The organism is Sporosarcina gallistercoris (assembly GCF_014836415.1).
Lineage (GTDB): Bacteria > Bacillota > Bacilli > Bacillales_A > Planococcaceae > Sporosarcina > Sporosarcina gallistercoris.
Map to the genome: position 1 here is coordinate 124,825 of NZ_JACSQY010000001.1, position 12,254 is coordinate 137,078.

General features: G+C 43.2%; 12 protein-coding genes. 1 reads left to right on the forward strand and 11 read right to left on the reverse strand.

From position 1 onward, the window contains the following. Positions 1-53: 53 nt before the first annotated feature. The 5 genes from H9659_RS00695 to H9659_RS00715 all read right to left on the reverse strand — a co-directional run bounded on the left by H9659_RS00695 (position 54) and on the right by H9659_RS00715 (position 5,284). Positions 54-611 carry a hypothetical protein gene (locus tag H9659_RS00695; protein WP_191688007.1) on the reverse strand — a complete coding sequence of 186 codons (558 nt, stop codon included), beginning with the start codon at positions 609-611 and terminating at the stop codon, positions 54-56. Between the two features lie 62 nt (positions 612-673). Then, positions 674-1,792 (reverse strand): RNA polymerase sigma factor RpoD, encoded by a 1,119-nt coding sequence (gene rpoD / locus H9659_RS00700; RefSeq protein WP_025784778.1) that lies wholly within the window; start codon positions 1,790-1,792, stop codon positions 674-676. 33 nt (positions 1,793-1,825) lie between these two features. Then, complete coding sequence (dnaG, locus tag H9659_RS00705; RefSeq protein WP_191688008.1) at positions 1,826-3,637, reverse strand: DNA primase; 1,812 nt, start codon at positions 3,635-3,637, stop codon at positions 1,826-1,828. 164 nt (positions 3,638-3,801) lie between these two features. Then, positions 3,802-4,644, reverse strand: coding sequence for a pyruvate, water dikinase regulatory protein (locus H9659_RS00710; RefSeq protein ID WP_191688009.1), 843 nt, complete (start codon positions 4,642-4,644; stop codon positions 3,802-3,804). 10 nt (positions 4,645-4,654) lie between these two features. Then, positions 4,655-5,284 carry a helix-turn-helix transcriptional regulator gene (locus H9659_RS00715; RefSeq protein ID WP_191688010.1) on the reverse strand — a complete coding sequence of 210 codons (630 nt, stop codon included), beginning with the start codon at positions 5,282-5,284 and terminating at the stop codon, positions 4,655-4,657. A 326-nt stretch (positions 5,285-5,610) separates the two neighbouring features. Here H9659_RS00715 and H9659_RS00720 point away from each other — a divergent pair, with 326 nt between their 5' ends. Continuing rightward, on the forward strand, positions 5,611-6,990 hold the full coding sequence (locus tag H9659_RS00720; protein WP_191688011.1) for a glycine--tRNA ligase: 1,380 nt from the start codon (positions 5,611-5,613) through the stop codon (positions 6,988-6,990). A gap of 155 nt (positions 6,991-7,145) precedes the next feature. Here the strand turns inward: H9659_RS00720 and recO are convergent, their stop codons facing one another. Genes recO through H9659_RS00750 form a run of 6 tightly spaced genes read right to left on the reverse strand, consistent with a single transcriptional unit; the run spans position 7,146 to position 12,247 of the window. After that, positions 7,146-7,931 (reverse strand): DNA repair protein RecO, encoded by a 786-nt coding sequence (gene recO / locus H9659_RS00725; protein ID WP_191688012.1) that lies wholly within the window; start codon positions 7,929-7,931, stop codon positions 7,146-7,148. Between the two features lie 30 nt (positions 7,932-7,961). Further along, complete coding sequence (gene era, locus H9659_RS00730; RefSeq protein WP_191688013.1) at positions 7,962-8,870, reverse strand: GTPase Era; 909 nt, start codon at positions 8,868-8,870, stop codon at positions 7,962-7,964. After that, entirely contained in the window at positions 8,857-9,264 is a 408-nt protein-coding gene (locus H9659_RS00735; RefSeq protein WP_191688014.1) for a cytidine deaminase, read from the reverse strand. The genes era and H9659_RS00735 overlap by 14 nt, the downstream gene beginning before the upstream one ends. A gap of 18 nt (positions 9,265-9,282) precedes the next feature. Then, positions 9,283-9,597, reverse strand: coding sequence for a diacylglycerol kinase family protein (locus tag H9659_RS00740; RefSeq protein ID WP_404828944.1), 315 nt, complete (start codon positions 9,595-9,597; stop codon positions 9,283-9,285). Positions 9,598-9,637: 40 nt separating this feature from the next. Continuing rightward, entirely contained in the window at positions 9,638-10,108 is a 471-nt protein-coding gene (gene ybeY, locus H9659_RS00745; RefSeq protein WP_191688016.1) for an rRNA maturation RNase YbeY, read from the reverse strand. A 21-nt stretch (positions 10,109-10,129) separates the two neighbouring features. Next, positions 10,130-12,247, reverse strand: coding sequence for an HD family phosphohydrolase (locus H9659_RS00750; RefSeq protein ID WP_191688017.1), 2,118 nt, complete (start codon positions 12,245-12,247; stop codon positions 10,130-10,132). Positions 12,248-12,254: the final 7 nt, after the last annotated feature.

The window sequence follows — 12,254 nt, forward strand, 5'->3', positions numbered from 1 at the left end:
AATCTCATTATACAGAATTAGCGGATAGTTTGATAGAAAAAAAGGATTTTTGCTCAATAATATATGAGCAAAAATCCAATAATCATCAGTAAACCTGCAGCGCCTGAAATTGTAAAATACAAAAGCTTGAGCAAGCGCCCTGCAAATAGCCATAAAATGCTATTCAACATAAGAATGCCTACTAACACCATCGTCTCATTTTCAAAGAAAACAAACAATACTTTGAGTGATATCCCGAGTAACATGAAGGCTGCAATAATATAAGTAAAAGGTATAAGCGCGGAACGGAATGGTTGACTGAACATTACTTTTACAAGTAAACCGATTACAAATATGGAAGCAATCGATATCATAATTACAGGGTAATTTCCAACTATAAACATTAAAGCGGAAAGACCTGTTGCTAAAAATACTAATAAGATCATTTTCTTCGTGACCGAGGACCGCTCTTTTTCAAGGACGGCTTTTTCAATTTTTTCATCCGCTGCTGCGTCTGCATCCCCTTGAGCGTATAACGTAATTAAGAAATCACAATAATGCTCTGGCAAAAGACGATTCTTTTTCCAATAATGTATTTCGGACATTATGATTCGTTTACGTTGTGAATTCATAAACGGTCTCTCCTTCTACTGAAAAAAGACACCGGCAAGGAATTTGCACGGTGCCATTTTTCTTATTCTAAAAAGTCTTTCAGGCGCTTACTACGAGAAGGATGTCGTAATTTACGAAGTGCCTTCGCCTCGATTTGTCGGATCCGCTCACGAGTTACCCCGAAGACCTTTCCAACTTCTTCTAAGGTTCTTGTTCGGCCATCGTCCAATCCGAATCGCAATCGAAGTACATTTTCTTCGCGATCTGTCAGTGTATCCAGAACGTCTTCAAGCTGCTCCTTCAACAATTCATAAGCTGCATGATCTGAAGGGGACTGGGCTTCCGAATCTTCAATGAAATCTCCTAAATGTGAATCGTCCTCTTCACCAATCGGTGTTTCCAATGAAACCGGCTCTTGTGCAATCTTCAGGATTTCACGAACCTTTTCCGGAGTCAGCTCCATCTCTTCCCCGATTTCCTCAGGTGAAGGCTCTCTTCCTAAGTCCTGCAACAACTGCCGCTGAACACGAATCAGTTTGTTTATGGTCTCAACCATATGAACAGGAATCCGGATAGTTCTCGCTTGGTCAGCGATAGCACGTGTAATCGCTTGACGTATCCACCAAGTTGCATACGTACTGAACTTGAATCCTTTCGTATGATCAAATTTTTCAACGGCTTTGATAAGACCCATATTTCCTTCTTGTATCAAATCCAAGAAGAGCATGCCTCTACCGACATAACGTTTTGCAATACTTACAACTAGTCGTAGATTGGCTTCAGCCAAACGTTTTTTAGCTTCCTCTTCGCCAGCGATAATACGTTTAGCAAGCGCTACTTCCTCTTTGCCTGTAAGCAAGTCAACTCGACCAATTTCTTTTAAGTACATGCGGACGGGGTCATTAATCTTCACACCCGGTGGAACGCTTAGGTCATTCAGATCGAATCGTTCTTCATCTGCAGCAGGTTTGCCCGGCGCTTCCTCAGAACTTTCCTCTTTGCCTTCCATTTCAATACCAGCTGCCTCGATTTGATCGAGGAACTCTTCAAACTGGTCGGGCTCCATTTCAAAAGTAGCCAATTTTTCAGTGACTTCTTCAATCGTCAATTCGCCACTCTTTTTACCGGTTTCCAGTAAAGCAGCTTTGACTTCCTCCAACGTTGTCTCTGTTTCTCCAGTTAGTTCCTCTTTTTTAGCCATAATAACCTGTTCCTCCTTAGTACGCCGGTCGGCTTACATTGCCGATAATGATTTCCGGAGCTGTATGATCTCTCTCGCTAGCTCTAACGCTGCTGGGAAATCGTTCATCTTTTCTGCGTCTTTTGATTCATGCATTTTTTGTGTAATGATTTGTTGAATCCGATGTTTTTTTAAATGCAGCACACAATCTTCCACTTCTTGCTCTGCATGTTCGGGATCCCGTTCCATCACCGCAGCTTCCAAAACGATCCTGCGCAATCCGCGGTCTTCAATCGTTTCTGCAAATCGATGGAAATCAGGGGCACCGTATTGCTCATAGAAACCTGCTAATCGGATATATATTGTAGCATAATCCTCATGAACAAACAGTTCCTCATGATTGTTCTGAATCGTGTCAAATATTGAACCATCATTCAACATATGACTGAGAAGCAATTGCTCAGCACGTCCTGTTGCGGAGATGCTTTTCTTTCTTTGATGAATGACCGGCATCACCGGCTCGGAAAAGCTGTCAGTCTGTGGTTTCCTGACGGCTTTTCCCGCAGCTTTTGCATAGTGCTGTTCGAGTGCATCAACTGATACATCCGTATCCAGCGACAGCTGTCTTAGCATCATGTCTTTTTCGACAGGTGTTAAAATCCCAGCAAGTTCTTCCATCACTTCATGAATATATTGCAGAACATCATTTTCATGCGAAAGGTTCTTAGATCTTTTAGCATATGCCATTATGAAAGACATGTACGTGTGGGGCCGTTCTAAGATCTTTTCCCGGAATGCTTCAATTCCATTTTCGGAAATATAATCATCCGGATCCATTTTATTGGGAAGTATAGCAATTTTAAGAGAAAACCCTTTTTGCATAATCAGCCCTGCAAAACGTTTTGAAGCTTCCCATCCCGCGTTGTCCCCATCACAACAAACAATCAGATCGTTGGTAATCCGCTTCAGTTTGATCAGTTGAGTGTCCGATAATGCAGTTCCCATTACTGCTACAGTATTTTCCACACCATTTCGATCCGCTGCTAACGTATCCATAAATCCTTCGAATACTATTACATTACCCTTTTTCCGAGCATTAAGACGTGCACGATGAAAATTGTACAACAATCGTCCTTTTTCGAATATAGGGGTTTCCGGACTATTCAGGTACTTGGCTTCTTTTTCCGATTTCTCAAGCACCCTTCCGGAGAACCCGACTATTGTACCATGATCGTCATAAAGAGGAAACATGACTCTGCCACGAAACCGATCAAAAAAACCTGTTCCGTTATCACGTTGGATGACAAGACCTGCTTGTTCCATCTCTTTCATATCAAAACCTTGACGCTGTAAAAGGGAAGATAACGCTTCCCAGTCATCAAGTGCCCAGCCAATACTATACTTTTCGATATTTTCCCTTGTAAATCCTCTTTGTTCAAGATATTGATATGCTTTTTCGCCTTCTACCGTATTCAAAAGAAGGTGGTTATAGAAGTTTGCCGCGAATTCATGGGCTTCATACATCTGTTTGTTCGCAACATCTTTTTCGGATCGGCTTCCCATCTCAACGGATGCGTCAATTGGAATATCAAGCCGCTCAGCAAGTTGAACGACCGCTTCCGTAAAAGGTCGGTTATCGATGTCCATAACAAAAGTGATTGCGTTGCCACTCGCACCGCAGCCAAAACAATGAAAGAGCTGTTTTTCTTCAGACACTGAAAAAGAAGGCGTACTTTCCCCATGGAATGGGCAAAGGCCAAACCAGTTCTTCCCTCTCTTCGTAAGGCGGACATGCTCACCGATTAGATCGACTATATCTGTCTTGCTGCGGATCTCTTCTATCGTCTGTTCCGGGATTTTCGACATGCTATCACCATCTTCACTGTCTATAGATTCGATGTATCCTTTAAAAACCCTTCTTATTCGACAAATTTTTTATTTTACTCCGAAACTGCTATTTTACAGCATTCCGACTGGGAATACTAGTATAGTTGCTAACTGGAATCTTGAACGAAAAAAGAGGGACCGCCTTAACGATGGAGGTCCTTCCGAATTCTCTCAAACTTTCTACTATTCATATCCGAGATAATCATATTAGCCGTCTCTTCAACCGCCCGATTTGAGACGTCGATCACTGTACAGCCGATTTTTTTTACAACTTTATTGAAATGGTTGATTTCTTGTTCGATCCGATCGATTTTCGCATAACTTGCGTCATCTTTCAATCCTAAAGCAATCAAGCGTTCTTTTCGGATCGAATTCAAGATGTCAGGAGAAATCACTAGACCAAAACATTTATCAGGGTCGATTTCATATAACTCGGCCGGCGGTTCAACTTCCGGGACGAGAGGGACATTCGCAACTTTAAAACGTTGGTGGGCCAAGTACTGGGAAAGTGGTGTTTTGGAAGTTCTTGAAATCCCTACCAGTACGATATCCGCATTCAATACTCCACGCGGATCACGTCCATCGTCATATTTAACTGCAAATTCAATCGCCTCGATCTTCCGGAAATAGTCCTCATCCAATTGTCGGACCAGACCTGGCTCTTCAGTAGGCTTCTCTTCGAGTACATGTTCAATGGACTGCATAATCGGGCCTAAAAGATCGATGCACTGAACATCATGTTGTCCGCAACATGTTACTAGGGCTTCCCGCATCTCGCTGCGGACAAGTGTATAAACGATGACCGCTTGTTGTTGTTCCGCAAGCCACGCAATTTCCTTCAGCTGACTTTTTTCTTCAATATGAGAAAAACGTTTCATCGAAACTGTGTCCAGATCTTGACGGAATTGACTTGCCGCTGCTTTTGCAACTAGTTCTGCGGTTTCTCCCACGGAATCTGAAACGATAAAAAACTTGAGTTTTTTCATAGAATGCACCTCATAGTTCATGATCTTGTGCCAGCGTTAAAAATGCTGCAGTAATATTTGTTTTCGTTATTCTGCCGACCACTTCTAACCCTTCTCCTGCTGTTCCAATAACAGGTAAGGAATCGATTTGCTTGTCGATCATTTTACGGGCAGCAGATAAAAGCGTGTCTTTTTTATGGCAGTATATGATATTCGGCATTCTGGTCATAATGACATGCACTGGTATCTTTTCAAGCTCATTATTCCCAATGCTTGTCCTCAGCAGATCTTTGCGGGAAAGCACGCCTGTCAAACATGCTTTTTCATCTACCACAAACAGGGTACCTACATCCTGTAAAAACATCTGGCAGATCGCATCATAGACCGAACTATGCTCCGTCACAACCGCGGGAGTGGATTGGAAATCGCCTACTTGCATCCCGATCATTTCATCTCCCACAGAGTGCACTTGCTTTTTACCTGAATAGAAATAGCCGACACGTGGGCGTGCATCCAAGTATCCGGCCATAGTCAAGATGGCGAGATCTGGTCGTATAGTAGCTCTGGTCAGGTTTAACCGCTCGGCAATATGTTCTCCCGTTATCGGTCCATCCGCCTTGACGATCTCGAGAATCTCCGTCTGGCGCTTATTGAGTTCCATCTATGTCACCGTCCTAAGCGTTCAATTAAACAAATCTGTCTACAGTATATAACAAATTCAGTTCTATTGCGAAGAATCGTGAACCGTGCTAAACTGAATTCAACATTTGAATAGGCGAAGAAAGGTCGATAAGTATTGTCAGCCAAAAGCGATCGGGGATAGTGAAAGCCCGTATTTGACATGAAAAGGCAACCTGGAGCCATTGTAAGTTTAAAGAGGACTGTCCGTTTTTGTACAGTCAATCGAGGTGGAACCGCGGGGCGTTACGCACCCGTCCTCGGACATATGTCCGAGGATGGGTGCTTATTTTAATTGGAGGGATTAGTATGTATACAATGGAACAAATTGTGAACGTTTCAAAACAGCGTGGATTCGTATTTCCTGGATCTGAAATTTATGGAGGACTAGCGAATACATGGGATTACGGTCCACTTGGTATTGAACTGAAAAACAATATCAAACGAGCATGGTGGAAAAAATTCGTTCAAGAATCTCCTCATAACGTAGGACTCGATGCTGCAATCTTGATGAACCCGAAAGTCTGGGAAGCGTCTGGTCATATCGGGAACTTCAATGATCCTATGATCGACTGTAAAAAATGTAAAACACGTCATCGTGCAGACAAACTGATCGAGGATGCACTCGAAGCGAAGGGCATGGAAATTGTCGTTGACGGAATGCCATTTGAGAAGATGAAAGACTTGATCATCGAGCATAATATTGAATGTCCGTCTTGCGGATCATTGGACTATACGGATATCCGCCAGTTCAACTTGATGTTCAAAACGACTCAAGGGGTTACTGATTCTTCTGCTAACGAAATCTTCTTGCGTCCTGAAACAGCTCAAGGTATTTTTGTGAACTTCAAAAATGTCCAGCGCTCGATGCGTAAAAAACTTCCTTTCGGGATTGCTCAAATCGGTAAAAGTTTCCGCAACGAAATCACACCTGGAAATTTCACATTCCGTACACGCGAATTCGAACAGATGGAACTCGAATTCTTCTGTAAACCTGGAGAAGACGAGGAGTGGTATGCTTTTTGGCGTGACGCTTCCAAGAACTGGTTACTCGATCTTGGCCTTTCAGAAGAGAATATGCGTCTTCGTGAGCACAATGAAGACGAACTTTCCCACTACTCAAAAGGAACAGTAGATATCGAGTTCAAATTCCCATTCGGCTGGGGAGAACTATGGGGAATCGCTAACCGCACAGACTTCGACTTGAACCGTCATATGGAATATTCCAATGAAGACTTCCATTATCAAGATCCAATTACAAACGAGAAATTCGTACCTTATTGCATCGAACCTTCCGTCGGTGCAGACCGTGTCACACTTGCATTCCTTTGTGATGCTTTTGACGAAGAGGAACTTGAAGGCGATGACAAACGTACAGTTATGCGTTTCCACCCGGCTCTAGCACCTGTGAAAGCTGCTGTATTGCCATTGTCAAAGAAGTTAGCTGAAGGTGCTGGCGAGGTGTACGCGGAGCTTTGCAAGTACTTCCCTGTTCAGTATGACGACTCACAGTCCATCGGTAAACGTTACCGTCGCCAAGATGAAATCGGAACGCCGTTCTGTATTACGTACGATTTCGACTCTGAAGAAGATCGTCAAGTAACGGTACGCCATCGCGATTCAATGGAGCAAGTCCGCTTGCCGATTGAAGAGCTAAAAGCTTATATCGAAGAACGTATCGCGTTTTAACTGAATTCAGCAGAAGTTTTCTACTTCTAAATGCTATGGGATGAAGACTGACTTTTTCATTCAGGGCGGCATTATACCTTTGCGGCATTAAATAAAAATCCGGACGCAATTTCGCCAAAGCGTTATTGTCTTTTAAAAAAACCGGCAGAATCAGATTATTCATCTGATTCTGCCGGTTTTTCTTTAGGAGGTAAAAGATTAGGTGTCCGATCGAGCTGATCCAGAAAAGACCGTGATTTCAATCGCAGTCCTACTTGTTCATCATAGATTTGTCGGACCACCTTTTTCATGAATTGCTTTGTCGATTTTTTCAAAGTGAGAGAACCTACTTGTGTGATCGGTACTGTCGCAAATGTACGTATAAGTTTCAATTGTGCCGGAGTAATCCTTACGATATATGGATCAGTATGAAAGCAACGATGGCATAGAAAGCCGATTTCCTGAAAAGAAAACGCAAATTCCCCTTCAACTGACCCACAAGATGCACATTGATTCAGCACAGGGTGAATCCCTGCTACCGGCAGCATCTTCCACTCGACGAATAACGCAATGGCTTCAGGATCATATCCTTCATTAATCGCATGCAGGGCTTCGTATAAAAGATTAAAGACGCCCGATGACCGCTCACCATCGTCCGTGAGTCTATCGATCAGTTCAACGATATAACTCGCGTACGCTGTTGCTTCCAAATCTTCGCGAATATGACGCATGGAATCGATGGGTTCTCCCTGTTCAAGTGATCCCATCCCCTTTCCTGTTCTTAACAGGAAGGATCCATAGACAAACACTTGAGAAACGGAAGACAGACGGCTTGCAGGTTTTTTTGCCCCCCGAGCCATCGCAGTCATTTTCCCGGCTTCTTTCGTTAATATCGTTACTATCTTATTTGTCTCACCGTAAGGCATCGTACGCAGTACAATCCCTTCCCATTTGTTCATCATGACGTTCGCCTCCACTGCTGTGCGAGACGATCAATACTCGTCGTCGCGGAAGCCGAATTCTTTCAGCTGTCCAGGTTTATTCCGCCAATCCTTCTGAACCTTCACCCACAGTTCAAGGAATACTTTAGAGCCTAACAACATTTCAATATCACGTCGGGCTTTTGTACCGATCTGCTTTAAAAGGGCTCCTTGTTTACCGATGACAATACCCTTTTGGGAATCCCGGTCCACGATGATTGTCGCCATCACATTGACTATATTCTTATCTTCGTCGCGCGCTATTTTCTCAATAACTACCGCGATCGAATGAGGAACTTCTTCGCGTGTCAAATGCAATACTTTTTCTCGAATCAATTCAGAGATGATGAAACGCTCGGGATGGTCCGTAACTTGGTCATCCGGATAATACTTCGGTCCTGCAGGGAGATACGTATTGAGTGTCTCCATCAGACGTTCCACGTTGTTTCCGTTTAAAGCGGACAATGGGACGATTTCAGCAAAGTCGTACTCATCCACGTAAGATGTAATGATTCCGAGCAAATCATCCGGGTGAACCAGATCGATTTTGTTGATAACCAAAAATACTGGAGTTTTTGAGCCTTTGAGCATTTCAATCACAAAGCGATCTCCAGGGCCGATCTTTTCGTTCGCATTGACCATGAACATGATGACGTCTACTTCTTTAAGAGTATTCTTTGCGGATTTCACCATGAAGTCCCCCAGCTTATGCTTCGGTTTATGGATTCCTGGTGTATCGATGAATACAATTTGCGAAGCATCTCCTGTGACGACTCCTTGGACTTTGTTGCGCGTTGTTTGAGGCTTATCGCTCATAATCGCGATCTTTTGACCGACTACACGATTCAAAAATGTCGATTTCCCTACGTTAGGTCGTCCAATGATTGAAACAAACCCCGATTTGAATTCACTTGGTGCCATATTCGAGGTCCTCCTTCCGAAATGCCCCTGGAATCAGTTCTCCAACTGTTGTAGCCAAGACATCCCCTTTAAGATTCGTCAAATAGACTGGCATATCTACAGAGCAAAACTCAGAAATCACTTGCCGGCAAGCACCACATGGTGAAATCGGTCCGTCCGTATCCCCTGTCACAGCCAGCGCTGCAAAAGAACGATTGCCTTCAGAAATCGCTTTGAAAAAAGCCGTACGCTCAGCACAATTCGTCATACTATATGCTGAGTTTTCAATGTTACACCCTTCAAATATAGTCCCGTCTTCTGTAAGTAAAGCAGCACCTACAGGAAATTTGGAATAGGGTACGTATGCGTTTTGCATTGCATGTTTTGCATGTTCCATTAGTTGTTGTTTGTCCAAAAGTTCCACTCCATTCGTTTACATCAGCCATTTCGGCAAAAAGATGAGCACACCGATTATCGCACTAGCGATTGAAAAAACAAGCACAGCCCCGGCTGCGAGGTCTTTTGCTTGTTTAGCCAAAGGATGTCTTTCTTGCGTAACTAAGTCTACCACACGCTCAACTGCAGCATTCATTAATTCTAATGCAATCACCAGAGCAATAACCGCGGTGATAACTATCCATTCAAATCGACTTAACCCTGTCAACCACCCTGCAACTATTACGACAATTGCCGCCACTAGATGAAACTTCACGTTCCGTTCCTGGGCAGCTCCGTGGACAATGCCCATCCAAGCATAGGTGAATGCTTTAATAAAATTTTTCACAGTATCATCTCTTGAGTCCGAACGACTGCAGAATTTCATCTTGTCGGCCGAACATTTTCTTTTCATCATTTTCCGTCATATGATCATATCCGAGCAAGTGTAAAAAGCCATGTAACGCAAGGAATCCAAGTTCTCTTTCCACACTATGCCCATACTCTTCAGCCTGACGTTGTGCGGTTTCAACCGATATTAGCAAGTCTCCTAAATGACGCGGCATATCATCTGCTCCGATGATAGCCCCTTCACCATCGACTTCTTCTTCAAGCGCGAAAGAGATGACGTCAGTTGGCTGATCTTTACCCCGATAATCCCGGTTGATCTGTTGAATTCCGTCGTCATTCAAAAAAGTGACAGAGAGCTCTGTTCCCTTTTCAAGACCTTCCGAATCCGCAGCAAAAGATAGGAGTTTCTGAATGAGCTGTTCGGCAGCTTTTCCGTCCCCATCTATTTCATCTATGAAATCGATTTCCAACATATTCTCCCACCTCTATTCTTCTTATTTCGGATATTCGATTCTGCTATGGAAAATCCCATTTAGTGTTTCACAAATTACTCGCTCCACAACACGTATTTCTTTCATGGACAATTCACATTCATCGAATTGACCATCATTTAGTTTGTCCTTCACAATCGATTTCACCAGACCTGATATTTTTTCAGGAGTCGGTTCCTTCATGGAACGAACCGCAGCTTCACAACTGTCTGCAATCGAAATGACAGCAATCTCTTTAGTTTGCGGTTTAGGACCGAAGTATCTGAAGTCATCTTCTACTACATTTTCACCTTGTTCTTTTGCTTTCATATAGAAGAACTTCAAGAAACTGGTTCCATGATGTTGACGCGCGATATCTATGATTTGCTGAGGCATCTTCTTAGCAGCCAACAGATCTGCACCGTCAGCCGCATGAGCAATAATGATATCACGACTTTCTTCAGGAGTTAGCTGATCATGTGGGTTCGCACCGTGCTGATTTTCGATAAAGTACAGAGGCCGCACACTCTTGCCAATGTCATGATAATAACTGCCAACCCGAGCCAGGAGACCATTCGCTCCAATCGCTTCACATGCGGCATCAGCTAAATTGGCAACCATCACGCTGTGGTGATACGTTCCTGGAGTCTCTGTTAACACTTTTTTCAATAGTGGATGGTTCGGATTAGATAACTCAACTAGACGCATATCAGAGACGATTCCAAATATAGACTCAAAGAATGGTAACAAGCCAATCGTAAGCGCCGCAGAGAGAATGGCTGAGCTGATCGCGGCTATGCCATAGAACAGTATTTCCGACAGTGTATATGTGGATTGTGTCATAAGCAGATAAAACGCAACGTACAACAAGTTGGCAACAGCGACCGCCAAGCTTGTTCTCATGATTGTAAGTCGTTTTCCACTTTCACCAAGGGCTAGCAATGCCGTTACACCACTCAGTAAGAAATACAATACTACTTCCATTTGCATGACCGACGTTACACCTTCTTGCAAGACGAGGCCGCTTGTAGCCGCAATCATGACGACAGAAAGAATGGCAAGACGTTCATTCGTCAGAATCTTCACGAGCAGCGGAGCCAATGCGACAGGAAAAAGAAATGAAACTTGCACATCGAACTCTTTCTCCAACATACCTGTGAACTTCATCATTACAACGATCAGAAAGAATATCGAATAAAAGATCACTAATGATTTCTTCAAGACCTGTTTATCTTCTTTTCTGGACAAGAAATGAATATAGACGAGACCTGATAACAGAACGATCAAACAAGCCAATGCTACTATCGGTTTTGCAGATGTTTGGTTTGTCAGCAATCCCGTAACTTCAAGCTGTCGGTAAATTTCTTTATCTATCACTTGACCTTCCCGGACAATTACTTGCCCTTGAAGTATTCTAGTTGGTTCTATGCTGTCTCTAGCTTGTTTCAATCGTTGCTCCGTCAACTCTTCGTTTATGGATTCTGTAGGGATAATTAAAGGGCGCACAAGCTGAATCATTATTTGGACTTGTCCATCTGGTATTTTTGAGGAAGTTCTGATTTTACGTTCCGCATCATATTGGGCAACTGAGACATCTTTTTCTTTAATCGGTTTTGAGAGTTCCTCTGCCACGATTTTAGTAAGCTCAGAGCGCATATCTAGTAACACGGCTTCATCTTCAGTAAGAAGTCCTGTTAAAACGGATTCACTCAAGTAAAAGTCAGGTTCAGTTTCTTTTAACTCCTTTAACTTCTTGTTCATTTCACGAAGTGCTGCTTTAAGCGTGGGAGCTGAAATCGCCTCTTCTTCACTCAACGTGCTTTTCTTCACTTCAAGAATGTAGTCGAAAAGCGACGCAGCAATCGACTGTCTATTTGTGGAAATTTCGTCATTGAACTGATAGACAGGGGGTTGTTCTTCCGCAACACGTTCACGCTCTTCTTCAGTTTTCACAGTGTCCTCAACCGTCTTTAAAGAGCGGATCGTATTTGGAGCAATTTGAAAAGGTGTTAACTCATATGTCTCTTGCTTCACATCATCATAGAGGAAGAAAAATAGAAGGACTGCGGACAATCCAATAACCAACCAGGCAGTTACATGAAATTTCAAGGACTTGAACAGTTGGATCAACGGCTTTAACATCCCTTGA